At 68.0% G+C, this 23,943-nt stretch carries 27 protein-coding genes; 18 read left to right on the top strand and 9 right to left on the bottom strand.

Annotation, left to right across the window (positions count from 1 at the left end; translation table 11 throughout):
• Window positions 1-5: 5 nt before the first annotated feature.
• Both dut and coaBC read right to left on the bottom strand, forming a co-directional pair.
• Window positions 6-494 (bottom strand): dUTP diphosphatase, encoded by a 489-nt coding sequence (gene dut / locus C9412_RS10450; protein ID WP_107231541.1) that lies wholly within the window; start codon window positions 492-494, stop codon window positions 6-8.
• Window positions 491-1,753, bottom strand: coding sequence for a bifunctional phosphopantothenoylcysteine decarboxylase/phosphopantothenate--cysteine ligase CoaBC (coaBC, locus tag C9412_RS10445; protein WP_107231540.1), 1,263 nt, complete (start codon window positions 1,751-1,753; stop codon window positions 491-493). The genes dut and coaBC overlap by 4 nt, the downstream gene beginning before the upstream one ends.
• Before the next feature lie 226 nt (window positions 1,754-1,979).
• On the opposite strand from coaBC, the gene C9412_RS10440 reads away from it, so the two are divergent.
• From C9412_RS10440 to C9412_RS10425, 4 genes are all read left to right on the top strand, one after another.
• Complete coding sequence (locus C9412_RS10440; RefSeq protein ID WP_107231539.1) at window positions 1,980-2,606, top strand: response regulator transcription factor; 627 nt, start codon at window positions 1,980-1,982, stop codon at window positions 2,604-2,606.
• 70 nt (window positions 2,607-2,676) lie between these two features.
• A complete protein-coding gene (gene radC / locus C9412_RS10435; protein WP_107231572.1) occupies window positions 2,677-3,381 on the top strand; it encodes a DNA repair protein RadC in 705 nt (234 codons plus the stop codon).
• Window positions 3,382-3,492: 111 nt separating this feature from the next.
• Entirely contained in the window at window positions 3,493-5,181 is a 1,689-nt protein-coding gene (gene argS / locus C9412_RS10430; RefSeq protein ID WP_107231538.1) for an arginine--tRNA ligase, read from the top strand.
• A 21-nt stretch (window positions 5,182-5,202) separates the two neighbouring features.
• Complete coding sequence (locus tag C9412_RS10425) at window positions 5,203-6,111, top strand: SPOR domain-containing protein (RefSeq protein WP_107231537.1); 909 nt, start codon at window positions 5,203-5,205, stop codon at window positions 6,109-6,111.
• Between the two features lie 159 nt (window positions 6,112-6,270).
• Here C9412_RS10425 and C9412_RS10420 read toward each other — a convergent pair whose 3' ends face one another.
• Entirely contained in the window at window positions 6,271-7,023 is a 753-nt protein-coding gene (locus tag C9412_RS10420) for an SDR family NAD(P)-dependent oxidoreductase (protein ID WP_107231536.1), read from the bottom strand.
• 171 nt (window positions 7,024-7,194) lie between these two features.
• Between C9412_RS10420 and C9412_RS10415 the strand changes: the two genes are divergently transcribed.
• The gene (locus C9412_RS10415; RefSeq protein WP_107231535.1) at window positions 7,195-7,662 is read left to right on the top strand and encodes a DUF1456 family protein; all 468 of its coding nucleotides are present in this window, start codon (window positions 7,195-7,197) and stop codon (window positions 7,660-7,662) included.
• Here the strand turns inward: C9412_RS10415 and C9412_RS10410 are convergent.
• Window positions 7,631-8,518 (bottom strand): LysR substrate-binding domain-containing protein, encoded by an 888-nt coding sequence (locus tag C9412_RS10410; RefSeq protein ID WP_107231534.1) that lies wholly within the window; start codon window positions 8,516-8,518, stop codon window positions 7,631-7,633. The genes C9412_RS10415 and C9412_RS10410 overlap by 32 nt on opposite strands.
• Before the next feature lie 143 nt (window positions 8,519-8,661).
• On the opposite strand from C9412_RS10410, the gene C9412_RS10405 reads away from it, so the two are divergent.
• Complete coding sequence (locus tag C9412_RS10405) at window positions 8,662-9,810, top strand: MFS transporter (RefSeq protein WP_343125557.1); 1,149 nt, start codon at window positions 8,662-8,664, stop codon at window positions 9,808-9,810.
• Here the strand turns inward: C9412_RS10405 and C9412_RS10400 are convergent.
• Window positions 9,807-10,505 (bottom strand): TorF family putative porin, encoded by a 699-nt coding sequence (locus C9412_RS10400; protein WP_107231532.1) that lies wholly within the window; start codon window positions 10,503-10,505, stop codon window positions 9,807-9,809. The two genes, C9412_RS10405 and C9412_RS10400, sit on opposite strands and share 4 nt — an antisense overlap.
• Before the next feature lie 178 nt (window positions 10,506-10,683).
• Here C9412_RS10400 and C9412_RS10395 point away from each other — a divergent pair, with 178 nt between their 5' ends.
• Window positions 10,684-11,073, top strand: a complete 390-nt coding sequence (locus tag C9412_RS10395; RefSeq protein WP_107231531.1) for a DUF6165 family protein — start codon at window positions 10,684-10,686, stop codon at window positions 11,071-11,073.
• A 6-nt stretch (window positions 11,074-11,079) separates the two neighbouring features.
• On the opposite strand, the gene C9412_RS10390 is transcribed toward C9412_RS10395, so the two are convergent.
• Together C9412_RS10390 and C9412_RS10385 are read right to left on the bottom strand one after the other, a co-directional pair.
• Complete coding sequence (locus C9412_RS10390; protein WP_107231530.1) at window positions 11,080-11,751, bottom strand: response regulator transcription factor; 672 nt, start codon at window positions 11,749-11,751, stop codon at window positions 11,080-11,082.
• 192 nt (window positions 11,752-11,943) lie between these two features.
• A complete protein-coding gene (locus C9412_RS10385) occupies window positions 11,944-12,516 on the bottom strand; it encodes an Ax21 family protein (RefSeq protein WP_107231529.1) in 573 nt (190 codons plus the stop codon).
• 284 nt (window positions 12,517-12,800) lie between these two features.
• Between C9412_RS10385 and C9412_RS10380 the strand changes: the two genes are divergently transcribed.
• Window positions 12,801-13,160 (top strand): DUF1428 domain-containing protein, encoded by a 360-nt coding sequence (locus C9412_RS10380; protein WP_107231528.1) that lies wholly within the window; start codon window positions 12,801-12,803, stop codon window positions 13,158-13,160.
• A 15-nt stretch (window positions 13,161-13,175) separates the two neighbouring features.
• Here C9412_RS10380 and C9412_RS10375 read toward each other — a convergent pair whose 3' ends face one another.
• A complete protein-coding gene (locus C9412_RS10375; protein WP_107231527.1) occupies window positions 13,176-13,865 on the bottom strand; it encodes a hypothetical protein in 690 nt (229 codons plus the stop codon).
• Between the two features lie 107 nt (window positions 13,866-13,972).
• A complete protein-coding gene (locus C9412_RS10370) occupies window positions 13,973-14,848 on the bottom strand; it encodes a histone (protein ID WP_107231526.1) in 876 nt (291 codons plus the stop codon).
• A gap of 491 nt (window positions 14,849-15,339) precedes the next feature.
• Between C9412_RS10370 and C9412_RS10365 the strand changes: the two genes are divergently transcribed.
• The 10 genes from C9412_RS10365 to C9412_RS10320 all read left to right on the top strand — a co-directional run bounded on the left by C9412_RS10365 (window position 15,340) and on the right by C9412_RS10320 (window position 23,902).
• On the top strand, window positions 15,340-16,773 hold the full coding sequence (locus C9412_RS10365) for a Do family serine endopeptidase (protein WP_107231525.1): 1,434 nt from the start codon (window positions 15,340-15,342) through the stop codon (window positions 16,771-16,773).
• A 101-nt stretch (window positions 16,774-16,874) separates the two neighbouring features.
• Window positions 16,875-17,240 (top strand): hypothetical protein, encoded by a 366-nt coding sequence (locus C9412_RS10360; RefSeq protein WP_010486932.1) that lies wholly within the window; start codon window positions 16,875-16,877, stop codon window positions 17,238-17,240.
• A gap of 8 nt (window positions 17,241-17,248) precedes the next feature.
• Entirely contained in the window at window positions 17,249-17,719 is a 471-nt protein-coding gene (locus tag C9412_RS10355) for a phage holin family protein (RefSeq protein WP_107231524.1), read from the top strand.
• Window positions 17,716-18,165 carry a protein sip-5 gene (locus C9412_RS10350; protein WP_107231523.1) on the top strand — a complete coding sequence of 150 codons (450 nt, stop codon included), beginning with the start codon at window positions 17,716-17,718 and terminating at the stop codon, window positions 18,163-18,165. The genes C9412_RS10355 and C9412_RS10350 overlap by 4 nt, the downstream gene beginning before the upstream one ends.
• Before the next feature lie 67 nt (window positions 18,166-18,232).
• Complete coding sequence (locus tag C9412_RS10345) at window positions 18,233-19,342, top strand: AI-2E family transporter (protein ID WP_107231522.1); 1,110 nt, start codon at window positions 18,233-18,235, stop codon at window positions 19,340-19,342.
• Window positions 19,343-19,435: 93 nt separating this feature from the next.
• A complete protein-coding gene (locus C9412_RS10340; protein ID WP_107231521.1) occupies window positions 19,436-19,903 on the top strand; it encodes a hypothetical protein in 468 nt (155 codons plus the stop codon).
• 72 nt (window positions 19,904-19,975) lie between these two features.
• Window positions 19,976-20,695: an HAD-IA family hydrolase gene (locus tag C9412_RS10335; protein ID WP_107231520.1), complete on the top strand. Its 720-nt coding sequence runs from the start codon at window positions 19,976-19,978 to the stop codon at window positions 20,693-20,695.
• A 3-nt stretch (window positions 20,696-20,698) separates the two neighbouring features.
• Window positions 20,699-22,066, top strand: coding sequence for a M17 family metallopeptidase (locus C9412_RS10330; protein ID WP_107231519.1), 1,368 nt, complete (start codon window positions 20,699-20,701; stop codon window positions 22,064-22,066).
• Window positions 22,067-22,265: 199 nt separating this feature from the next.
• Window positions 22,266-23,369: a catalase family peroxidase gene (locus C9412_RS10325; protein WP_107231518.1), complete on the top strand. Its 1,104-nt coding sequence runs from the start codon at window positions 22,266-22,268 to the stop codon at window positions 23,367-23,369.
• Window positions 23,366-23,902 (top strand): cytochrome b, encoded by a 537-nt coding sequence (locus C9412_RS10320; protein WP_107231517.1) that lies wholly within the window; start codon window positions 23,366-23,368, stop codon window positions 23,900-23,902. The genes C9412_RS10325 and C9412_RS10320 overlap by 4 nt, the downstream gene beginning before the upstream one ends.
• Window positions 23,903-23,943 lie beyond the last annotated feature (41 nt).

Here is a 23,943-nt window from a genome sequence, read left to right as displayed (position 1 = left end):
CCCTGTCAACGCACCCCGGTATGGCCGAATCCACCCGTGCCCCGCACGCTGTCGGTGAAAGTATCCACCACCTGCAGGCTGACGCGGACAATCGGCACGACCACCAGCTGGGCGATGCGATCACCCGGCTCGATGGTGAAGGCTTCGCGGCCACGGTTCCACACGCTGATCAGCAGCGGCCCCTGGTAATCGGCATCGATCAGGCCGGTACCGTTGCCGAGCACGATGCCGTGGCGATGGCCCAGCCCGGAACGCGGCAGGATGACCGCGCACAGGTGCGGATCGGCAATATGGATGGCCAGGCCACTGGGCACCAGCGCGGTGTCGCCGGGCTGCAGGGTCAGCGCGGTGTCCAGCGCCGCACGCAGGTCCATGCCAGCGCTGGCTTCGGTGGCGTAGGCCGGCAACGGCCAGCTGTCGCCGAAACGCGGGTCGAGCAGCTTGACCTGCAACGGCTGCGGGGAAAATGCCGGGGTGGATACCGCCTGGGTCATGCCTGAAGCCTCCGCGCGATCAGCGCCAGCAGTTGTTCGGCCAGCTCGCGCTTGGAGGTGGCCGGGAAGTTCTGTTCGCCGTCCTGCCAGAAGGCCGTGGCGGCATTGTTGTCGCTTTCGAAACCACCGCCGCTGATGCCGACCTGGTTGGCGATCACCAGGTCCAGGCGCTTGTCGACCAGCTTGCCACGGGCATATTTCTCCACATCGTGGGTCTCGGCGGCAAAGCCCACCACCAGTTTCAGCGACTGGGTCTGCGCGGCGACTTCGGCCAGGATGTCCGGCGTGCGCACCAGTTCAATCACCAGCGACTGGCTGTCGGCGGTCTTCTTCAGCTTCTGCGCGGCCACCTGGCGCGGCGTGTAGTCCGATACCGCCGCTGCACCGATGTAGATGTCGGCCGGCAGCGACTGCAGCACGGCATCACGCATCTGCGCGGCCGAGCGCACATCGATGCGCTGCACGCCGGGCGGCGTGGGCAGTTGCACCGGGCCACTGACCAGCACCACCTGTGCACCCATCGCGGCGGCCGCGGCGGCCAGGGCGAACCCCATCTTGCCGCTGCTGCGGTTGCCGACGTAGCGCACCGGGTCCAGATCTTCGTAGGTCGGGCCGGCGCTGATCAGCAGGCGCAGGCCCTGCAGTGCGCGCGTTTCCGGCGCGGAAACGGGGGTGGCACCGCTGCCATTGGCGGCCAGCGCGGCCACGATGTCGCCCGGTTCGGCCAGACGGCCGGGACCGGATTCACCTTCGGCCAGCGGGCCATCGACCGGACCGATCACCTGCGCGCCGCGCTGGCGCAGCAGGGTGATGTTGGCCTGGGTGGCCGGATGCAGCCACATGCGATGGTTCATCGCCGGGCAGATCGTCAGCGGCGCGGTGCTGGCCAGGCACAGCGTGCTGACCAGGTCATCGGCATGGCCCTGGGCCAGCCGCGCGAGCAGATCGGCGGTACCCGGGGCGACCACGATACGGTCGGCCCAGCGCGCCAGCTCGATATGGCCCATGGCCTGTTCGGCGGCGCTGTCCCACAGCGTGGTGCGGGTCGGCTGCCCGGACAGGGCCTGGAAGCTGAGCGGGGTGACGAACTGCTGGGCACCGGCGGTCATCGCCACCTGTACCTGGGCGCCGGCGTCGCGCAGCCGCCGCACCAGCTCCAGAGCCTTGTAGGCCGCGATCCCGCCTCCGACGCACAACAACAGTTTCTGGCCTTCCAGCGCGCGGGCCGGCGCCGGGGAAGCGTTGGGGGAGTCAGCCACCTGGATTTCCTGTGCAAACGAGGGCGCTAGCTTACCCGATGGCCGGTAATGTCCCGGTGCAGGGTGCACATAGCCGGCAGCTATCAGCAGATGGAACTTGCACCACGACAATTTCTGAATCCGCAACCGTGCGATTCGGAACTTTCCTATACCTGTAGGCCGATCACCTTTGCAGAATCGGGGTTGGCCACCGCTGGTGCGCCGCTTCGCCTCCCGAGGATTCCACGTGCAACCGCGCATCATCATCGCCGACGACCACCCCGTCGTCCTGCACGGTATCCGCATCGTGCTGCAGACCCACCTGATGGACGTGGTCGGCGCCGCGCGTGACGGCGCCGGGCTGCTGCATCTGGTGGAACGCGAAACCTGCGACGCCGTGCTGACCGACCTGTCCATGCCCGGCACCGGCCCTGATGGCCCCGAACTGATCGGTGAACTGCAGGCGCGTCACCCGGCGCTGCCGGTGGTGGTGCTGACCGGCGCCCGCCATCCGGGCCTGCTTGATGGCCTGCTGCGCGACGGCGTGGGTGGCCTGGTCGACAAATGCGCCGATTTCGGCCAGCTGCCGCAGGCGCTGAACGCGGCGATGGCCGGCCAGGTCTTCGTGTCGCCGCAACTGCGCCACCACCTTGAGGCGCGCGACCTGATGTTCGCGCGTGAACCGTCGGCGCTGTCGGCACGCGAGCAGGAAGTGCTGGACCTGCTGGCGGCCGGCTTGAAGGTCAATGCCATTGCGGCCCATTGCGGCCGCAGCCCGAAGACGATCAGCCGGCAGAAGGCTGAAGCCAAGCGCAAGCTGGGCCTGCAGACCAACCAGGAACTGTTCGCCTATCTGCAGCGCCGGCGCGATTGAGGCATGGGCCGACGCGAGCGCGCGAGGTGTACCGATGGGAGGCCGCAATGCGGCCGGCGATGATCAACGCATGCCCATCCGCGACTGGCCCGAACAGGAACGTCCCCGCGAGAAACTGCTCGCGCACGGCGCTGCCCTGCTGTCCGATGCTGAATTGCTGGCACTGTTCCTCGGCTCCGGGTCCGGCGGCCGCGATGCCGTGCACACCGCGCGTGATCTGCTCGCCGCGCATGGCCCGTTGCGGCAGCTGCTTGACCGCCCGGCCCGCGACCTGGCGCGACTGCCCGGCCTGGGTCCGGCGCGCAGCTGCACGCTGGCGGCCGGCCTGGAGCTGGCCCACCGCTACCTGGCCGCCGAACTGCAGCACGGCGAGCCTGTCGGCAACAACCCGGTCGCGGTCGGCCGCTACCTGCAGCACCGGTTGCGCGGCCAGGCCCGGGAGATCTTCATGGTGCTGTTCCTGGACAACCGGCACCGGCTGATCGCCTGCGAGGAACTGTTCCAGGGCACCATCAACGCGGCCCCGGTGTACCCGCGCGAAGTGGTACGGCGGGCCCTGCTGCACAACGCCGCGGCGGTGATCCTCAGCCACAACCACCCGTCCGGCGACCCGGAACCCTCCCCTGCCGACACCCGCATTACCGACGAGCTGCAGCAGGCGCTGGCGCTGGTGGACGTGCGCCTGCTGGACCACTTCGTGGTGGGTGAGGGGCGCCCCGTTTCGTTTGCTGAACGAGGGCTCCTGGCTCAGCCACAACCGCGCCTGTTCGGCTGAGCGGGGGCCGGCGACGGGGCTCCGCCCCCGCCAGGCAGGCGGGGCTCAGCGTGGCTGCGGGTATCTGCGCTAAAATGGGCGATTCCGCCGCTCATTCTCACAGCAGGCCTCGTGAAAAATCTCCTCCGCGCCCTGATCAGCCAAGGCATCGAAGCCTTGCGCGCCAATGGCACCCTGCCCGCCGACTCCCTGCCGCCGGACTTCGTGGTCGAGCGCCCGAAGACCCGCGACCATGGCGACTTCGCCACCAACGCCGCGATGCTGCTGGCCAAGGCCGCGCGCAGCAATCCGCGCGCGCTGGCCCAGGCGCTGGTCGAGGCGCTGCCGCGCAGCGAGGACGTCAGCAAGGTCGAGATCGCTGGCCCGGGCTTCATCAATTTCCACCTGGCCCCGGCCGCCTACCAGCGCGAAGCCGCTTCGGTCATCAAGGAAGGCCATGACTACGGCCGCAACCTGTCCGGCAATGGCCGCACAGTGGGTGTGGAGTATGTGTCGGCCAACCCGACCGGTCCGCTGCACGTCGGCCACGGCCGCGCCGCCGCGATCGGCGACTGCGTGGCGCGCGTGCTTGATGCCAACGGCTGGAACGCCAAGCGCGAGTTCTACTACAACGACGCCGGCGTGCAGATCGAGAATCTGGCGCTGTCGGTGCAGGCCCGCGTGAAGGGCATCGCCCCCGACCAGGACGGCTGGCCGGAAGGCGGCTACCGCGGTGAATACATTGCCGACGTCGCCCGCGCCTACATGGCCGGCGCCAGCGTCGACCTGGAAGGCACCCTGGTGGTCGGCGCCAAGGATCCGGACGACATGCAGGCGATCCGTCGCTTCGCTGTGGCCTACCTGCGCAACGAGCAGAACCTGGACCTGGCTGCGTTCGGCGTCGACTTCGACATCTACTTCCTGGAAAGCTCGCTGTACGCCGACGGCAAGGTCGCCGAGGCGGTGGCCAAGCTGCAGGCGTCCGGCCACACCTACGAGGAAGGCGGCGCGCTGTGGCTGCGCAGCACCGACTTCGGTGACGACAAGGACCGCGTGATGCGCAAGTCCGACGGCACCTTCACCTACTTCGTTCCGGACGTGGCCTACCACCTGTCCAAGTGGCAGCGCGGCTACGAGCGCGCGATCACTGAGCTGGGCGCCGACCACCACGGTTCGCTGGCACGCGTGCGCGCCGGCCTGCAGGCCATGGAAGTGGGCATCCCGCAAGGTTGGCCGGAATACGTGCTGCACCAGATGGTCACCGTCATGCGTGGCGGTGAGGAAGTGAAGCTGTCCAAGCGTGCCGGCAGCTACTTCACCCTGCGCGACCTGATCGAAGAAGCCGGCCGCGATGCCACCCGCTGGTTCCTGATCGCGCGCAAGCCCGATTCGCAGCTGACCTTCGACATCGACCTGGCCCGCCAGCAGAGCAACGACAACCCGGTGTTCTATGTGCAGTACGCGCACGCGCGCGTGTGCAGCCTGTTGCGCCAGGCGCAGGAGAAGGGCCTGGTGTACGAACAGGGCAATGGCCTGGCCAACCTCGCCCGCCTGGGCGACGACGCCTCGCTGGCGCTGATGAACGAGATCTCGCGGTATCCGGAAGTGGTGGAAGCGGCCGGCGTGGCGCTGGAGCCGCACCTGGTGGCGCAGTACCTGCGTGAATTGGCGCATGCGTTCCACACGTGGTATCACGGGACGCCAGTGCTGGTGGATGACAGCGTTGAGCGCAATGCCAAGCTGACCCTGGCCTGCGCGGCACGCCAGGTGCTGGCCAACGGCCTCGAACTCCTGGGCGTCAGCGCCCCGGAAAAAATGTAAGCATCAGGAGACGCAGTACACATGGCAGCACGACGCGGCAAAAGCCAGGCACGACGCAACAGCGGCAGCCAGGGCACACCCGGATGGGTGTGGCTGGTGGCCGGTGTGGCGATCGCCGCTGTGGTGTTCCTGGCGGCGCCGAACCTGTTCAAGGGCGAAGGCGATGGTTTCCTGCGCGCCGGTCCGCAGCCGAACCCGAACGCGCAACCGGCCCCGGTCGCTGACGCCGACAGCGATGTCGGCAGCCAGCCGGCCGCGCAGCCGGCCACGGCCAAGCCCGCCGAAGCGGAAAAGCCGGCCGCCACCCAGTACGACTTCTACACCCTGCTGCCGGGCAAGGAAGTGGAGATGTCCGACGCCGAACTGGCCGCCAGCGCGCGCGCCGAGGACCAGCGCCGGGCCAAGGCCGAGGCGCAGCGCGCGCAGGCCGCACTGGAAGGCAAGCCGGTGCCGCCGGCCAGCACGTCCACTCCGGCACCGACGGCAACGGCCAGCGTCGCCAGCACCGCACCGGTGACCGCGACCAACCGTCCGCTGCCGGCACCGCTGAGCGAGCGCCCAGCCGCGGCAACCCCGTCGGCCAGCACCGCACCGGCGTCGACCAGCACCGCGGCCACCACCCCGGCGGCGCGCGCGGAGACCGCACCTGCCGCATCGGCGACGCCCGCGGCGGCTGCCGCACCGGCCGCCGCCGACAATGCCCGCTACATCCTGCAGGCCGGCGCGTTCGGTGCCTCCGGCGATGCCGAAGCCACCAAGGCCAAGCTGGCGATGATGGGTCTTGCGGCACGCGTGGAATCGGCACAGATCAACGGCAAGACCGTATACCGCGTGCGCATGGGGCCTTATGGCACGGCCGGCGAACTGTCCGAAGCCAAGCAGAAGCTGGATGGCACCGGGCTGCAGGCCATGGCGATCAAGGCGCAGTGAGCCTGCGGGGGGGAATGAAGAAAGCCGGGCATTGCCCGGCTTTTTTTTGTTTCTGTAGAGCCGAGCCATGCTCGGCTGAATCCCGACGAAGCCGAGCATGGGCTCGGCTCTACAGGACACGCCCCACCCGCGATGGCACGGGACGTCGCACGGCGCAGGTCAGCCTTCGCGGGCCACCTGGAAGCCGGCGAACGACTGGCTGACCGGCATCAGTTCCAGGCGATTGATGTTCAGGTGCGGCGGCAGCGTGGCCACCCAGAAGATCTGCTCGGCGATGTCCTCGGCGGTCATCGGGTTGGCGCCGCTGTAGAGCTTGTCCGAGGCGTTCTGGTCGCCATGGGTGCGCACCACGGTGAATTCGGTCTCGGCCATGCCCGGTTCGATCGTGGTCACGCGTACGCCGGTGCCGTGCAGGTCCGAACGCAGGCCCAGCGAGAACTGGCTGACGAATGCCTTGGTGCCACCATAGGCATTGCCGCCCGGGTACGGGTAGACACCGGCCACCGAAGAGATGTTGATGATCGCGCCGCGGCGCTCCACCAGCTGCGGCAGCAGGCGGTGGGTGAGGGTCACCAGTGCGGTGATGTTGGTGTCGATCATGGTGGTCCAGTCCGACAGCTTCGCACCCTGCGCCGGCGCGGTGCCCTGCGCCAGCCCGGCATTGTTGACCAGCAGATCGATCTCGCCGAAGGCCGGCGGCAGCGCCAGCAACGCTGCTTCCATCGCCACCGCATCGCGGATGTCGAAGGCGGCGGCGTGCACCACATCCTTGCCATAACGGTCGACCAATGGCTGCAGGCGCTCGCTGCGGCGGCCGGTGGCGATCACCTTCCAGCCCGCCTGGGCGAAGCGGTGGACGGCGGCGGCGCCGAAGCCGGAGGTGGCGCCGGTAATCAGGACGGTGCGGGTCATCAAGCAACTCCAGGGCGAAAACCAGGCCCCCATTCTGGCACCGTCGGCCGGCGCCTGTGTTGCCGGATCGGCCAGATCCGGGGGCGGCCCCCTCCAGATCCGGGGGTCAGATCCCTTTGCTCGGCAAAGGGATCTGACCCCACCTGTCGGGGTGACCGGTACAATTGGGCCATGATCAACAACGATGTCCTGCGCAGCGTGCGCTACTCCCTGGACCTGGGCGACCAGCACGTGGTGACCCTGTGCCAGATGGCCGACCCGGCCTTCGCCGTGGATGCCGAACAGGTGAAGGCCTGGCTGCGTCGCGAGGATGAAGCCGGTTTCGAGGCGATGAACGACAGTGCGCTGGCGCACTTCCTCGACGGGCTCATCGTGCACCTGCGCGGCCGCGACGAGAGCCAGCCGCAGCGTGCGGTGGAAACCCGCATCGACAACAACCTGGTGCTGAAGAAGCTTCGGGTGGCGTTCCAGCTGCGCGATGTGGACCTGATGGAGATCTTCGCCAGCGCCGGTTTCAATGTCTCCAAGTCGGAAGTCGGTGCGCTGTTCCGCCAGCCCGGCCACGCCAACTACCGGCGCTGCCTGGACCAGATGCTGCGCAATTTCCTCAAGGGCCTGAGCCTGCGCCTGCGCGGCTGAGCACGGCCTCGACGAAGGCCCGTGCCGCCGGTGTCGGCAGCCGCTGCCAGACCAGATGCACGCGGCGGGTCGGGGTGGGTTGCAGCGGAATCTGCACCACGCCCTGGAAGCCGTCGGCGATCAGCGCCGGCACGATGCCCACCGCCAGCCCATGGCGGACGAAGCGCTCGACCAGTTCCATCAGGTTGACCTCGAAGCGCACCGTGTGCGGCAGGCCGGCGGCAGCGAAGGCGTCATCGGTCTGTCGGCGCGCACCCGTGCCGCGCGGAAAATCGACCAGTGCCTCATCCTGCAGTGCGGTCAATGGCAGCCGCCTGCGCCGCGCCAACCGGTGCGACGGGGACAGCACCGCCACCAGGTCTTCCTCCTGCAGCGTCTGGTGACAGACCCCCTCCAGCGCCGCCGAGGGCGCCAGCCCGACCAGCGCCACGTCCAGCGCGCGCGACTGCACCTGTGCGATCAGGTCTTCGCTCTTGTCCACCCGCAACTGGAACTCCACCTGCGGGTGCACCTGCTGGAAGGCAGCCAGCATTGCCACCACGTCGATGCCGGTGAGTGAGGAAATCTGCCCGATGGCCAGCAGGCCACGCACTTCACCACTGACCGCCGCCACATCGGCACGCAGGTGACGCAGGCTGGCCAGCACCTGGCGCGCGTGCACCAGCAGCGCCTCACCGGCGGCGGTAGCGCGGACCAGGCGTGGCAGGCGCTCGAACAGCGTGGCTCCCAGTTCCTGCTCCAGCGCGGCGATCTGGTGGCTGAGCGCGGACTGCACGACATGGCAGCGTTCGGCGGCACGGGTGAAGTTGCCTTCCTCGGCCAGGGCGACGGCGAACTCGAGCTGCTTGAGGTTCACGCTTGTATCTTGTTTTCAGATGACAGGGATGATGATGATTCATTTCCATCATGGCTGCAGCAGGCGGACACTGTGCGCCCCGCCCACTGGAACACCGCGTGAGCCCGTCCCTCCCCCCTCTGCACCGCTGGCAGGTGCTGCTGATGTCGGTGGCCACCGGCGTGGCCGTGGCCAGCAACTACTATGCGCAGCCCCTGCTGCATACCATCGCCGATGCCTTCGGCGTGCCGTTCGGCCAGGCCGGCATGGTGGTCACCGCCGCGCAGTTGAGCTATGCCGCCGGCCTGATCCTGCTGGTGCCGCTGGGTGACCTGTTCGAGCGCCGCCGCCTGATCGTGGTGATGAGCCTGCTCTCGGCCGGCGGCCTGGTGATCAGTGCCTGTGCGCCGTCGCTGGCCTGGCTGCTGGTGGGCACCGCGATCACCGGCCTGTTCTCGGTGGTGGCGCAGGTGCTGGTGCCATTCGCCGCCACCCTGGCCGCACCGGAGCACCGCGGCCGCGTGGTCGGCACGCTGATGAGCGGGCTGCTGCTGGGCATCCTGCTGGCGCGCACCGTAGCCGGCCTGCTCTCGAGCCTGGGCGACTGGCGGCTGGTCTATGCCATCGCCGCGGCCACCCTGGTACTGACCGCGCTGGCCCTGCAGCGCGGCCTGCCACGCTTCCACCACAGCGCAGGCCTGGGCTATTTCGCCCTGCTGCGCTCGATCGGCGTGCTGTTCGTGCAGGAGCCGGTGCTGCGCCAGCGCACCCTGCTGGGGGCGTGCAGTTTCGCCATGTTCGCGATCTTCTGGACCCCGCTCGCCTTCCTGCTGGCACAACCGCCGTATGCCTACAGCGACGCCACCATCGGCCTGTTCGGTCTGGTCGGTGCCGCTGGCACGCTGGCCGCCGGACTGGCCGGGCGCATGTCCGACCGCGGCCAGAGCGGGCGCGCCACGGCCATCGCGCTGGTGCTGCTGCTGGTGTCGTGGCTGCCGCTGGGGCTGTCCACCCATTCGCTGCTGGCGCTGCTGGTGGGCGTGGTGGTGCTGGACCTGGCCGCGCAGCTGCTGCACGTCAGCAACCAGAACCTGATCTACGCCTTGCAGCCGGCCGCGCGCAACCGGCTCAACGCCGGTTACATGACCGGCTACTTCATCGGCGGCTCGCTGGGCTCGCTGCTGTCGGCGCAGGTCTACCAGCGCTACGGTTGGACCGGCATCTGCCTGGCCGGTGCAGTCGTGGCCGTGCTGGCGCTGCTGCTGTGGCTGCCCGGCGCGCTGCGTGCGCGCCAGGCCACGGCTGCCGACTAGAAGCTGCCCTGCAGCGCCAGTTCCCAGCGCCCGCCGGCGTTGCCCGGGAACAGGCGCTTGGCGGCGCTGTCGGTGTCGTGCACGGTGGCACGCAGTTCCCAGGCCGGCGTCAGCGTGGCGATCGCGCTGAGCTGGCCATGCAGGTAGTCCGGCCCCTGCGCGTTGGCCAGCCAGTACTGGCCGACCGCCGCTTCCAGGCGGAAGCGCTCGTGCAGTGGCACGCGTACGCCCAGCTGTGCATAGGTCCCGCGATGGCCACCGGCCAGTGCATCGTTGGAATGCGCCAGCTGCAGCCAGGCGCGCTGTTTCCAGGTCAGCGTAGTGTTGAGCTCGGTCCAATCCAGCGCGCGTCCGGTGCCCGGGTACAGGTAGCGGGTCAGGTTGGCATCCAGTGCCCAGTCCGGTGCCAGTGCGCCGGACCAGCCCGCCACCAGATCGAACTCGCTGCGCGCGCCGTTGTCCGGCTTGAACGAAACATTCGAGCCCCACACGCTGGCGTACCAGCCCGATGCCATCGCCACCTTCGCGCCCGCCTGTACCGCCGGGTCGCCATCGCTCTGCGAGCTGCCGCGCCACACATAGTCACTGGTAAACGCTGCGTTGCCGCTTGCCTGCACCTGTGCCTGCGCGCTGCCGATACCGAGCAGACCTGCCAGCGCGGCCACGGCCGCCGCCATCATCCCCTTGCTGTTCACTGCACTTGTTTCCTCGTCGAAAGCGGCCACGCCGCCGGGACGGCAGTGTCCAAGGCAAGGCCGTAACGGATCGAGGGGGTTGCCCGGCCTGCGGCGCAAATTCAGCGTAAATCCCATTGATCCGGGCCTGCGCTTGCCGGCGCGGTATCATGGCGCCTCGTTTCCAGGAACCAACCGCGTGGACGCCATCCTGACCCCGGTATCGATCGGCGAGCTGATCGACAAGATCACCATTCTCGAGATCAAGGCCGAGCGCATCGACGATGCCGCCAAGCTGGCCAACGTGCGCACCGAACTGGGCGGCCTGCTGCCTCTGCTGCAGCAGCAGCTGCAGGCGCAACCGGCACTGGCCGCATTGAAGCAGCAGCTGAAGGCGATCAACGAGCGCATGTGGGACATCCAGGACCAGCTGCGCGACAAGGAAGCGGCACAGGTGTTCGACGACGCGTTCATCCAGCTGGCGCGCGGCGTGTACGGCACCAATGGCGAGCGCGTGCAGGTCAAGAACGAGATCAACCGCGTGGCCGGTTCAGCACTGGTGGAAGAAAAGCAGTACCAGGGCGAGTAACGCCGCTCAGCCGCATTCGAACAGGTGCCGGAAGCGGAACAGGTCGCCGTCACCGCGGATGCCGAGCTTGCGATAGGCCGACGTTTTCTGCGAACTGATGGTGCTGGCCGAACGGCCGGCGCGCAGCGCCATTTCGGTGGTGCTCAACCCCTTCAACACCAGGCCGAGCACCTCGCGCTCACGCTGGCTGAGCGGTGCGAGTGTCGGCGTGGGGGTGTGCCCTGCGCCCTGCGGGTTCAGTTCCGCGCGCAGCTCCGGCGGCACGAAGCGGCCACCCCGGGCCACCACATCAATCGCGCGCAGCAACATGCCCGGTGCCGTCGATTTGGACAGGAAGCCACGTGCACCGGCGCGCATGGTCGTGCTCACTGCGCTGGCGTTGCATTGTGCCGACAGCACCAGCACCGGCAGCATCGGCCAGCGCTGCGACAGCACGCGCAGCAGGGCTACCCCATCACCCAGGTCGCCCATCGGCAAGGCGTCGAACACCAGCAGGTCGATGCAGGTGGGATTGCGCTCCAGCAGCCGCAGCAGGCGCTGTTCATTGGAAAGACTCACCCTTACCTGCACACCGGTGTGCTGGCGCAGCAGCACCTCCACGCCCAGTCGCAATACCGGGTGCGGATCCAGCAGCGCCACCCGGCAGGGCCGATCGGCAGACAGAGCAGCAGGTGCCATCACAGCAGCCCCAGCAGTACGGAATGCCCACCGTAGGCGGGTGCTGGAGGCAGCGGAATCCAATTCGTTGCAACGCAGCAATGACACCGTGCCTGTGGTCAGGTGCCGTTCCGGTTCGTCACAACGCAACAGGCCCGGCATATGCCGGGCCTGTCGAGGCATCGTCAGCGCGCACGCGCACCGAGGAAGCGATTACCAGCTGAAGCGCGGGCCGACGGTGTATTCCTTGTCGCCGTCGCGGTTCATCTTCAGCTCGCCGTTCAGGCCCCAGTTCTGGTTCAGCTTGACCTGACCACCCAGGCGGCCGTACCACTGGCCTTCCGGATTGATGCCGTGCTTCTTGGAGTAGTCTTCGTAGCCGACCAGGCCATAGACCTCGGCGTGGGCGCCGAAGGCGGTGCGGATACCGGCTTCAGCGCTGTAGCCGTTGAAGTCCAGGCCGTGCTTCTGGTCCAGCTTCTGGTAGGCAACGCGGGCAATGAAGTCGGTCGACGGGGCGATCTCGACGTTGTAGCCGGCACCGACCTTCCACTGGTCGCGCTTGATGTTGGTGTGGTCGATTTCCTGGCGGCTGTATTCACCGAAGGCGTGGAAATTCGGCAGGAAGCCGTAGGAACCCTTCACGCCCCAGCCGTCGGACTTGAACGCATCGTTGTCGGTCTTGGCGTAGTTGGCTTCGGCGTAGTTGTAGGACAGGTTCTCAGCAGCCGAGGCGGTGAACGGCAGGGCAGCGGCCAGGGCCAGAGCAATCAGCGAATTCTTCATGGGGGTACACCTTTACTTTCTTATGGTGTGCAGCAGCGCCAAGGCGCCATCGCATCGGGAATGTAAATTCTCCGTTATTCGCCCCAACGCTCCCTGAAAACAGCGGTCTTCGCATTGCTGAATTTTTTGGCTTGATTCAGGCTGTTTCTGGCATACGCGCGCGGCGCGCGTGCATTCTCCCTGCAGCTTTCCCTCACCTTTCAACCATTGTCGATCCAGCACGCTCTGGTTCGTCGGGTACTTGAAGGCCGTGCATGCGGCACGGTCCACTGCGGAGGCAGGCAATGAGCTACATCGATGGTTTCGTACTGGCGGTCCCCACCGCCAACAAGGAGAAGTTCCTCGCCCACGCGCGCGCGGGCAATCCGGTCTTCGTCGAGTTCGGCGCGCTGCGCGTGGTCGAGTGCTGGGGCGATGACGTGCCACACGGCAAGACCACCGACTTCTTCGGCGCGGTGAAGGCCACGCCGGAGGAAACGGTGGTGTTCTCCTGGATAGAATGGCCGGACAAGCCCACCCGCGACGCCGGCATGGCCAGAATGATGGAAGACCCGCGGATGGATCCGGCCAAGAACCCGATGCCGTTCGACGGCGCGCGGATGATCTACGGCGGCTTCGTGCCGATCTACGAACTGAAAGGCTGAGCCGGAGCGACGCGCTCAGCGCGCGTCCGCCTCATCGCTGGCAGACCCATGGCCGGCGCCCAATGCGGCGCCGGCACCCAGCCCCATGCCGGCACCCATCCCACCGCCCATCCCGCCCCCCGCTCCGCCACCGGTGCGGCCACCCTTGGCATCGCCCTCGCTGCGGCCCTTGCTGCCGCCGCTGCTGCCGGGCCGGGTCGGGCCCTGCGGTGGAATCTGCAGATCGGCCGGAATCGGCGCCAGATCCAGCGCTTCGCGCACGAAATCGCGCAGCGAGATCACCAGTTCGTGGGTGTGTACCGGCCGCCCCTGTGCCAGTTCATTGGCGGCACGCGCGGCCAGCCGCACCTGCTCGTCGGTACCCAGCAGCAGGATGTCCGACAGTGCCGCTTCAACCGCATCGCGGATACGACGTGCGCGATCCGAGCGCGGCTCGGCGATGCCTTCGGCGTCTTCGCGCTGGCGCAGGTCACGGCGATGCGAAGGATCCACACCCAGTTCGCCGGTGAACGAGCCGCCCAGGGTCTTGTAGGCCGCCATCAGGGTGCGCAACCGTTCGTTGATCTGCCGGTTCTCGCGCTCACGGCGCTGCTGCAGGGTCTGCATCACCAGCAGGCGGATGCCCACGCCCAGCAGGGTGATCAGCACCAGGCCGGCCAGAGTGGACAGCACGCCCTGCCAGGAACTGAAATCGATACCGCGCATGCTCGGGGCTCCGGCCGGAAGAACCTGCATCTTGCCCCAGGCCATGTCCCACAAATGCGAAAGGCCCCACCACCCGTTGGGCGGCAGGGCCTTCGGTCACAGCGCGATTACTTGCGCTTGGCGACCTTGCGCACGGCCTTGGCCGGGGCCTTCTTGGCGGCAGCCTTCTTGGCCGGAGCCTTCTTGGCAGCAACCTTCTTCAGCGGTGCAGCCTTCTTGGCGACAGCCTTGCGGGTAGCGGCGACCTTCTTGCCGACAACCTTCTTGGCAGCAGCGGTCTTCTTGGTGGCGACCTTCCTGGTGGCGGCAACCTTCTTGCCGACAACCTTCTTGGCAGCGGCGGTCTTCTTGGTGGCGACCTTCTTGGTGGCGGCAACCTTCTTGCCGACAACCTTCTTCGCAGCCACGGTCTTCTTGCCGGCGACCTTCTTGGCGGCGACGGTCTTCTTGGCCACGGCCTTCTTGGCGGTGGCGACCTTCTTGCCGACCACCTTCTTGGCGGCTGCGGCCTTCTTGGCAACGGTCTTCTTGGCGACGGCGGCCTTCTTGGTGGCAGCCTTCTTCACGGTGGCGACCTTCTTGCCGGCAGCCTTGGTGGTCTTCTTGGCAGCGGCGGCCTTCTTGGTCACGGCCTTGCCGGCAGCGGCCTTCTTCTTGGCCACTTCCTTCTTCAGGGCAGCGGCTTCGGCCTTGGCATTCTTCTTGGCCGTTTCCAGCTTCTTCTTCGCCTTGGCAACGGTCTTGCCGACCGACTTGGCAGCCTTCTCGGCCTTCTTGGCAACGGTCTTCTCGACCTTTGCCACAGCCTTCTTGGCCTTGGCAACGCGGGTACCGGCAGCCTTGGTGGCGCGCTTGACGGTCTTCTTGACCGACTTCACGGCGTCTTCGGCGGCGTGGGCGATGGTCTCGCCGACGTTGGTGGCGGCTTCTTTGACGTTCTCGACGGCGTCGGTCACGACCGACACACCATTACCGTTGCTCATGTTGCCCTCCTGCGGGCCTTAGGTATCAAAACGGGGCGATGCTATACCGACATTGACGATCGTGGAACGGGGCATGCGCCGTCAATCGCATCTGCTGCGACGGCAATGGTGTAGCCGGTTGCCTTTGCCGGGCTTGCAGGTATGCAGGAAACCCCTTTTTTTCAGTGCTGCGCCGCACGCCAGGTACGGCGGCAATGGCGTGTCGCGTGCATCGGTCCGGGTACGGCCGCGGGTGCAGGTTGTGGTGTCCTGCAGCACCCGGTTGCGCCGAACTGCGCAAGTATCGGCCGGTGCTGGCTGCGTTCGCGGCGTACCTGGACGCTGCACGCATCGCCTCCGCCGGTGTCGCACTCTGCGTTCGTGACCGCGCCTGGCGCCGATGTCACGCATCCGACTTTCATGGCGCATTTATCCAGATCGCGACAGACTCATTCAGCTTGTTTTACCGTAGGGCCGAACGGCCCCTCCTTCCCGCCTGCGAACCGACGCCCATGCGACCGCTACCCACCCTGCTCACGCTCGCAATCGCCGCCGCCTTCGGTGGCTTCGTTGCCACCGGCATCAACGCGCACCTGGACAATCGCGCCGATGCAGCGCCCCTGCCAGCGATGCTGCCCACCACGGCGGCGCTGCCGGCTTCGGTCGCCGGGCAGGCGGTACCGTCGCTGGCGCCGATGCTGGAAAAGGCCATGCCGGCGGTGGTCAGCGTCAACACCAAGCAGGTGGTGCGCGTGCGCAACCCGTTCTTCAACGACCCGTTCTTCCGCCGCCTGTTCCCGGATATTCCGCAGGAGCGCATCAACGAATCGCTGGGCTCGGGCGTGATCATCGACGCCAAGGAAGGGCTGGTACTGACCAACCACCATGTCATCGACAACGCCGATGACGTGCAGGTGACACTGGCCGACGGGCGCACGGTCAAGGCCGAGTTCCTCGGTTCAGACCGCGACACCGACATCGCACTGATCCGCATCCCGGCGCAGAACCTGACCGACATCAAGCTCGGCAACAGCGACCAGCTGCGGGTAGGCGACTTCGTGGTGGCCATCGGCAACCCGTTCGGTTTCAGCCAGACGGTCACCTCGGGCATCGTCTCGGCGGTGGGCCGCAGCGGCATCCGCGGGCTGGGCTACCAGAACTTCATCCAGACCGATGCGTCGATCAACCCCGGCAACTCCGGTGGCGCGCTGGTCGACCTGCAGGGCCAGCTGGTGGGCATCAACACCGCCAGCTTCAATCCGCAGGGCAGCATGGCCGGCAACATCGGCCTGGGCCTGGCCATTCCTTCCAACCTGGCGCGCAGCGTGGTCGACCAGCTGGTCAAGCACGGCGTGGTGGTGCGCGGCACGCTGGGCGTGGAAAGCCAGAACCTGACCGCGCAGATCGCGCAGGGCCTGGGCCTGGGCGAAACCCGTGGTGCACTGATCACCCGCGTGCTGGCCGGCTCGGCCGCCGCCGCCGCCGGCCTGAAGCCGGGCGACGTGGTGGTTGCGGCCAACGGCCAGCGCGTGGACAGCGCCGAGTCCCTGCACAATGTGGAAGGCCTGGCCGCAGTGGGCAGCGCGATGGCGCTGGACGTACGTCGTGAAGGCAAACCCCTGCAGATCAAGGCGACGCTGAAGGAGCAGGCACGTGCGGTCACCGGCGACAGCCTGGACCCGCGGCTGGGCGGCGCCACCTTCGTCGACCTGCCCGAATCGCTGCGCCAGTCCGGCGCGGGCGGGGTGCTGGTCAGCGAGGTCAAGCGCGGCAGCCGCGCGGCCAACAACGGCCTGCAGCAGGGCGACATCATCACCGATGCCACCGTAGGTGAATTCGCTGATCTGGCCAGCTGGCGCGCCAACTTCCAGCAGCGCCCACCGACCCTGGTGCTGCGCATCCTGCGCAACAACGGCCAGCAGCAGGGCCAGCTCGTGATGCGCTGATCGCTCTGCCGTAACACCTCCTATACCCCGGCAATGCTATTGCTGTCAGTCCAGGTCGGCACCGCCGACACCCGTTCCCCCATCGCAACAGGAGTGATTCGATGAGCCCCACCAATACCGAGAACCTGAAGGAACACCTGGGTGAAGCCGGTTCCCACCTGAAGCAGGCCGCCAGTGCCGCCGGCGGTGCAATCAAGGGTGCGACCGGTGCAGCGACCGACGAGCTGCGCATCGGCAAGGCCAACGTCAAGGCTGAACTGTCCGACAGCGCCCTGTCCGGCCTGGCCGCCGCCGAGTTCGGCGGTGCCGCCGCCAAGGAACAGGTCGATGCACTGATGGACAAGGGCAAGGACCTGATCGACAGCGCCGCTGAACTGATCCGCGAACGCCCGCTGGCTTCGTTCGGTGTGGCCTTCGCTGCCGGCTGGATCATCGCCAAGCTGGCCCGCGGCAGCAGCGACAAGTAAGCGACAGCGTGAGCGAAGACACCACGCAAACGCCTGATCCAGCGGCGACCCCGCCGCTGGATGAGAGCATCCGCCAGGTCGGCGCGGCCGGTCGTGCCGCAGCGGATTCGGCCAAGCACACCGTGCGTTCGCTGCGTCGGCTGGCATCTGCCGATTTCGCACTGGCCCGCAGTGCGTTCGGCCGTGCGCTGGCCTGGGCCGGTGTGGCCATCGTGTTTGGCGCCTCGGCCTGGCTGCTGATGGCCGCCACCCTCATCGCCCTGCTGCAGAGCTGGGGCCTGAGCTGGCTGCAGGCGCTGCTGATCACCTCGCTGCTGAGCCTGGCGGTCACCGGCTATGCGATCTGGCGGGTGTCCTACTTCTTCCACCACACCGGCATGCACGCCACCCGGCGACAGCTGTCACGTCTGGGCCTGTTCGACGAGCCCAGCGAAGACGATCCCGATGCCGAGGTGCAGCTGCCGGAGGGCAAGCCATGAAGTTCGGCGCGCTGCAGCGGCGGGTGAAACGCTGCGAACAGGTGGTGACGGTGCGCCTGGGCGAGACCCAGGACCACTGGTCCACGCTCAGCCAGGTCTGGCGCCAGGGCTGGTCGCCGCTGCGCATCGTGGTGGTCGGCCTTGCCGGCGGCTTCATCGCCGGCAAGCTGGAGGTGCCAGGCAAGGTCAACGGTGCGCGCTGGCTGCAGATGGTCGGTTCGGTCTCCAACCTGTTCGCCAGCGCACAGGCGGCGTTCGCCACCGCGATGGCCGCACATGCCGCCGCCTCCGCCGACGATGCGGCTGACGACGCCGACGAGGCCAGTGAACAGGCACAGGCGGCGGCCTCCAGCGCTGAAGCGCGGCCCACACCGCAACCGGCGCCGGAACCGGAACTGCGCGAACCGCGCCCGGCCGAAGCGGCCACCGAGCTGTCCGAACGTTGATCCACGGAATCCGCCGCGCCGATCACGGCCGGCGGATAATGCGTTCCCCTTCCTGGTTGCCGCATCGATGAGCGAGTCCCTTCTGTCCCCCTCACCGGGCACCCCGGACGCACCCGAGGCGCCGCTGCCGCCACCATCGCGCCCACGCGGGCCGATGTCGCTGGTGGTGCTGGCGACCCTGGCGATGGGCTTCACCCTGTGGGCCGCGCAGGACATCATCCTGCCGGTGCTGCTGGCGATGTTCTTTGCGCTGGTCGGCAACCCGATCCTGCGCCTGCTGCAGAAGCTGTGGATTCCGCGCGCACTGGGCGCGCTGCTGATCCTGGGTGCCGGCCTGGGTGTGACCGGTGCGCTGGCAGTGCAGCTGATCGGCCCGGCCATGGACTGGGCGCAGGAGGCGCCGCAGCAGCTGCGCAAGGTCGCCCGCCAGGTACAGGACCTGACCAAGCCGGTGCAGCAGGCCAACCAGGCCGCGGAAAACTTCGCGCGCGTGGCCGGCGGTGACAGCAACCACAAGGTGCAGGTGATCCGCGCCCAGCTGGACGACCCGTACCGCATGCTGACCCGCGCGCCCCGGCTGGCTGCCTCGGTGCTGGCGGTAGTGCTGCTCACGCTGTTCTTCATGATCTATGGGCAGAGCCTGCAGCGCGCGGCGATCGCGCTGTTCCCGAACCGCCAGCAGCAGCGCTTCACCAGTGACATCCTGCGTTCGATCGAGCGCGAGGTCTCGCGCTATGTGCTGACCATCAGCGTGATCAACACGCTGGTGGGCCTGGTGTTCTCCGGCGTGCTGATGCTGCTCGGCATCGGCCTGCAGGAGGCGTTGCTGTGGGGCACGGTGGCCGCGCTGCTGAACTTCGCACCTTACGTGGGCCCGCTGATCGGCGTGACGCTGATGCTGTTGATGGGCTTCGTCGAGTTCCGCGACCCGTTGCAGGCGCTGCTGCCAGCGGCCGCCTACCTGGGCCTGCACACCCTGGAAGGACAGATGGTGACTCCGATCGTGCTGGGCCGGCGCATGAAACTGTCGCCGCTGGTGCTGATCCTGGCGCTGATGGTGTTCGGCTGGGCCTGGGGCATGATCGGCCTGCTGCTGGCGGTGCCGCTGCTGGTCTGCATCAAGCTGGTGCTGGCACGACTGGAGGGCATGCAGGGCTGGGCGCGGCTGCTGGAATGAACACGGCAGCGGCGGCGGCGCGCAGACAGCAGGGCCGGAACGAGGGCAGAACTGGCAGACTATGCCCCCTTTTTTTCGGATGGATCCGTTCGGATGATCTCCTTCGCCACGCGTTGCCTCGCCCTGGCCAGCCTTGCCGCTCCCGCGTTCGCCGCGGCACCACCGACCGCCGAGCAGGCGCGTACCCAGCTTGTTGAAGCGGTGACCTGCAAGCGACACCTCACGCCCCAGCAGTTCGACGCCATGGCCCGGCTGCTGGCACCGGCCCCGGCACGCGCGGCAAACGGCGAGTCCAGCGGCGAGTTCCGGCTGACCACGCCCTTGATGGTGCTGGGCCAGCCGGTGAACCGCCTGCAGTCCTATGACGGCGCCAGCGGCGAAGACGGCATCGACAGCTTCACCGCGTACTTCAGCACGGCCAGCGTTGAGCAGATCGCGGCCCTGGCGAAGATGTCCGACCCGGTGGCCGGCACCTATACGAAGGAAGTGGGCCGACACAATCTGGACGTGCAGGCGTTCGACGGCCAGACCACCATCGCCTGCTCGTACAACCTGCGCTGACCCGGCCCAGCACCCGTGCCCCCGCCCGCCGCGCCGCATGAAAGCCCGCGCGGGCAGGGGTAGAATGGCGGGGTGAATTTCCCCGTCCAAGCCATCACCCTCGACCTTGACGACACGCTGTGGCCGTTCGCTCCGATCGGCGCCCGCATCGAACAGGTCCTGCACGCGTGGATGTGCGAACACAGCCCGGCCACCGCCGCGATGTATCCGGTGGCGGCGATGCGCGAACTGCGCGAGCGGCTGTACCACGCCCATCCGCACCTCCACCACGACCTGAGCGCACTGCGCCGGCTGACCCTGCACGAAGCCCTGCAGAAAAGTGGCGCCAGCCTTGATCTGCTTGAACCGGCGTATGAGGTGTTCTACGCCGCGCGCAACCAGGTGGAGTGCTACCCCGATGCAATCGATGCGCTGGCGCGTATCGCCGCGCGGGTACCGGTGGCGGCGCTGAGCAACGGCAATGCCGATCTGGAACGGATCGGCCTGGCCCATCATTTCGCCTTCCAGCTGGGTTCGCGCGAACACGGCGCGGCCAAGCCCGAGGCCAGCATCTTCCACGCCGCCTGCGCCCGTTTGGGTGTGGCGCCGGCCCAGGTACTGCACGTCGGCGACCATGCCGAGATGGACGTGGCCGGAGCGATTGCCGCCGGCCTGCGCGGCTGCTGGATCAACCGCGAGGCCGCCACCTGGACCCATCCGCAACTGCAGCCGGACCTGCAGTTCGACACCCTCACCGGCCTGGCCGACTGGTTGGACGCCAACCTCGACGCCGCCGCACCCCGGAGTATCTGACGCATGAGCGAGATCACTGGCTTCACCGCCGACACCACCGCGGCACTGCCGCTGTACGTGCTGGACCGCGAACAGTTTGCCGCCTGGAAAGACGACCAACCGGCCGCGACCCAGGCGTGGCTGGCCTCGCAGGGCTTCAGCGCCGGCGCGCACAGCGTGGCCCTGCTGCCCGGTGCCGATGGCCTGGCCGGCGCGGTGATGGGCGTGGGCGATCGGGGCGATGCCTACAGCTACGCGCACGCGCCGCACGCGCTGCCGGAAGGCAGCGTCTGGCAGCTGGCCAATGAACTGCCGGCCACCGAACAGGCGCTGCTGCAGCTGGGTTGGGGCCTGGGCAGCTACCGCTTCGACCGCTACCGCAAGCGCAACCGTGCGCCGGCACAGCTGGTGGCTGCACCGTCCGGCGAAGTGGCCGACCTGATCGCCGCCAGCCTGCGCGTGCGCGACTGGGTCAACACCCCGACCGAGGACATGGGCCCGCAGCAGCTGGAAGATGCCGCGCGTGCGCTGGCCGATGCACACGGTGCGCAGGTCGAGGCAATCACCGGCGATGAACTGCTGAAGCAGAATTTCCCGGCCATCCACGCCGTGGGCCGCGCCTCGCATCGCGCGCCGCGCCTGGTGGTGCTGCGCTGGGGCAAGGACACCGATCCGTCGCTGGTGCTGGTCGGCAAGGGCGTCTGCTTCGATACCGGCGGCCTGGACATCAAGCCGGCCGACGGCATGCGCAACATGAAGAAGGACATGGGCGGCGCCGCCCACGCGCTGGCCCTGGCCGGCCTGGTGATGGCACGCGGGCTGCCGGTGCGGCTGACCCTGCTGGTACCGGCGGTGGAAAACGCAATCGGTCCGGATGCGTTCCGCCCCGGCGAAGTGATCGCCACCCGCAAGGGCCTGAGCGTGGAGATCGACAACACAGACGCCGAGGGCCGCGTGATCCTGTGCGACGCGCTCACCTTCGCCGGTGAGCAGACGCCGGACCTGGTGCTGGATTTCGCCACTCTCACCGGCGCCGCCCGCATCGCGCTGGGCCCGGATCTGCCGGCACTGTTCAGCAACGACGACACGGTGGCCCAGCAGTGGCTGCAGGCTGGCGATGCAACGCGCGACCCGGTCTGGCGCATGCCGCTGTGGCGCCCCTACCTGCGCTACCTGAGCAGCGGCATTGCCGACCTGGCCAACGCCGGTTCGCGCATGGCCGGCTCGGTCACCGCCGCGTTGTACCTGGAGCGGTTCCTGCAGGACGGCCAGCGTTGGGCGCACCTGGACGTGTATGCCTGGAACGATGGCGAGCGCCCGGGCCGGCCAGCCGGTGGCGAAGCGCTGGCGCTGCGCTCGGCGTGGGCGATGCTGAAGGCGCGTTACGCCTGATGGCGCCGCCGGGCATGGCCCGGCGCTACCCATGCAGGTGCGGGCACAGGTGCTGACCCGCAATCCCGGTGGGTGCCGACCTTGGTCGGCACGCCGTCCCCGGCAAACTTGACGAAAATTTGAATACCGGGCCTGGAAGGGTTCTGCGAGGATGTGTGGGTCGACCACCCACACGCTCCGTGAAGGCAGGACTCCGACCATGTCGCTCTTCCGCTACACCCGTGCCGGCCAGACGCCAGGCGCACCGCGCACGCCTTCGCCACTGCTCTGGATCGCACTGATTGCGCTGATTCTGGGTGCGGTCGCGCTGACCTTCGCCTGGCTGGCCGGCTGGATCGGCAACCGCCTCACCGCGCAGCGCTTCACCGACACCATCGAGGCCACCGGCCCGGCCCATCCGGGTTTCCGCCGCGCGCACAGCAAGGGCATCTGCGTGAGTGGCTGGTTCGAGCCCAGCGCGCAGGCGCCTACCCTGTCCAGCGCACGGGTGTTCTCGCAGACCCGGGTGCCGGTGATGGGCCGCCTGTCGATCGGCGGTGGCGACCCCTACGGCGCCGACAACACCGCACGCGTGCGCAGCCTCGCGGTGCAGATGGTCAGCGACGACGGCCAGGAATGGCGCATGGCGATGAACAGCTTCCCGTTCTTCGCTGTGCCCAACGCCGAGGCGTTCTTCGAGCAGACGCGTGCCTCCATTCCCGACCCGGCCACCGGCAAGCCCGACCCGCAGAAGATGGCGGCGGTGCTGGCGAAATACCCCAGTGCACAGGCGTTCCAGCAGTGGGCCAAGACCGCACCGTGGACCAGCAGCTGGGCCGACACCACCTTCAACAGCGTCAACAGTTTCTGGTTCACCAATGCGCAGGGCCAGAAGCGAGCCGTGCGTTGGCGCTGGCAGCCGCAGGCGGCGGTGGTGGAGATGGATGCCGAAACGCGCAAGCAGGCCAGCGTCGATTTCCTCAGCCAGGAACTGAAACAGCGCCTGGCCAATGGCCCGGTGCGCTGGAACCTGGTGGTCAGCACCGCCGCGCCTGGCGATGCCGTCGATGATCCGTCGGTGCCGTGGCCCGCGTCGCGCGATGAGGTGGTGGCCGGTGTGCTCAGCCTGGACCGCATGCAGTCGCAGGAGCAAGGCGCCTGCGGCCAGATCAACTTCGATCCACTGATCCTGCCCAGCGGCGTGCGCGGCAGTGACGATCCGATCCTGGCCGCGCGCTCGGCCGTGTATTCGCAATCCTTCAACCGCCGCGAGCGCGAGCGCGCCAGCGGCAACGTCGAGCAACCGAAGGAGGCCGCGCGATGAGCAACGGCAACGGCCACTTCAACCTGCTGGCGCGGGTGCTGCACTGGACCATGGCGCTGATGATCATCGCCATGCTGTTCATCGGCGTGACCATGGTCGCCTCGCTGCATCTGCGTCCGGTGCTGATCGACCTGCACCGCCCGCTGGGCATTGCGATCCTGCTGCTGGTGCTGCTGCGCCTGTACAACCGCCTGCGCCACCGCCCGCCGCCGCTACCGGCCGACCTGCCGGTGTGGCAGGTGGTGGCTGCGAAAGCCTCGCACTGGATGCTGTACGCACTGATGCTGGCGATGCCGCTGATCGGCTGGGCGATGCTGTCGGCCGGTGGCTACCCGATCGTGCTCGGGGGGGGCCTGCACCTGCCGCCGATCGTGCCGCACACCCCGGCGCTGTATGCCGCCCTGCGCAATGCGCACAGCCTGTTGGCGTATGTGTTGTTCGCCACGGTGCTGATGCACGTGGGTGCGGCGCTGTTCCACCTGTGGGTGCGCCGCGATGGGGTGTTCCAGGCGATGGCGCGCGGGAAGGATTGAAAGGGTTCGCCGGGCGTTCCCGGCGGATCGTTTCCGCGCCC

Source organism: Stenotrophomonas sp. Nf1 (assembly GCF_003028475.1).
Lineage (GTDB): Bacteria > Pseudomonadota > Gammaproteobacteria > Xanthomonadales > Xanthomonadaceae > Stenotrophomonas.
Note: the sequence above shows the minus strand (reverse complement) of the source record. Positions and strands in the feature narration are given on the sequence as shown.

Bases quoted from the DNA above. Each gene is read 5' to 3' on its own strand.
- dut (WP_107231541.1), bottom strand. From the start codon at position 494: ATGACCCAGGCGGTATCCACCCCGGCATTTTCCCCGCAGCCGTTGCAG.
- radC (WP_107231572.1), top strand. From the start codon at position 2,677: ATGCCCATCCGCGACTGGCCCGAACAGGAACGTCCCCGCGAGAAACTG.
- C9412_RS10425 (WP_107231537.1), top strand. From the start codon at position 5,203: ATGGCAGCACGACGCGGCAAAAGCCAGGCACGACGCAACAGCGGCAGC.
- C9412_RS10420 (WP_107231536.1), bottom strand. From the start codon at position 7,023: ATGACCCGCACCGTCCTGATTACCGGCGCCACCTCCGGCTTCGGCGCC.
- C9412_RS10415 (WP_107231535.1), top strand. From the start codon at position 7,195: ATGATCAACAACGATGTCCTGCGCAGCGTGCGCTACTCCCTGGACCTG.
- C9412_RS10405 (WP_343125557.1), top strand. From the start codon at position 8,662: ATGTCGGTGGCCACCGGCGTGGCCGTGGCCAGCAACTACTATGCGCAG.
- C9412_RS10390 (WP_107231530.1), bottom strand. From the start codon at position 11,751: ATGGCACCTGCTGCTCTGTCTGCCGATCGGCCCTGCCGGGTGGCGCTG.
- C9412_RS10385 (WP_107231529.1), bottom strand. From the start codon at position 12,516: ATGAAGAATTCGCTGATTGCTCTGGCCCTGGCCGCTGCCCTGCCGTTC.
- C9412_RS10380 (WP_107231528.1), top strand. From the start codon at position 12,801: ATGAGCTACATCGATGGTTTCGTACTGGCGGTCCCCACCGCCAACAAG.
- C9412_RS10375 (WP_107231527.1), bottom strand. From the start codon at position 13,865: ATGCGCGGTATCGATTTCAGTTCCTGGCAGGGCGTGCTGTCCACTCTG.
- C9412_RS10370 (WP_107231526.1), bottom strand. From the start codon at position 14,848: ATGAGCAACGGTAATGGTGTGTCGGTCGTGACCGACGCCGTCGAGAAC.
- C9412_RS10365 (WP_107231525.1), top strand. From the start codon at position 15,340: ATGCGACCGCTACCCACCCTGCTCACGCTCGCAATCGCCGCCGCCTTC.
- C9412_RS10360 (WP_010486932.1), top strand. From the start codon at position 16,875: ATGAGCCCCACCAATACCGAGAACCTGAAGGAACACCTGGGTGAAGCC.
- C9412_RS10350 (WP_107231523.1), top strand. From the start codon at position 17,716: ATGAAGTTCGGCGCGCTGCAGCGGCGGGTGAAACGCTGCGAACAGGTG.
- C9412_RS10345 (WP_107231522.1), top strand. From the start codon at position 18,233: ATGAGCGAGTCCCTTCTGTCCCCCTCACCGGGCACCCCGGACGCACCC.
- C9412_RS10340 (WP_107231521.1), top strand. From the start codon at position 19,436: ATGATCTCCTTCGCCACGCGTTGCCTCGCCCTGGCCAGCCTTGCCGCT.
- C9412_RS10330 (WP_107231519.1), top strand. From the start codon at position 20,699: ATGAGCGAGATCACTGGCTTCACCGCCGACACCACCGCGGCACTGCCG.
- C9412_RS10325 (WP_107231518.1), top strand. From the start codon at position 22,266: ATGTCGCTCTTCCGCTACACCCGTGCCGGCCAGACGCCAGGCGCACCG.
- C9412_RS10320 (WP_107231517.1), top strand. From the start codon at position 23,366: ATGAGCAACGGCAACGGCCACTTCAACCTGCTGGCGCGGGTGCTGCAC.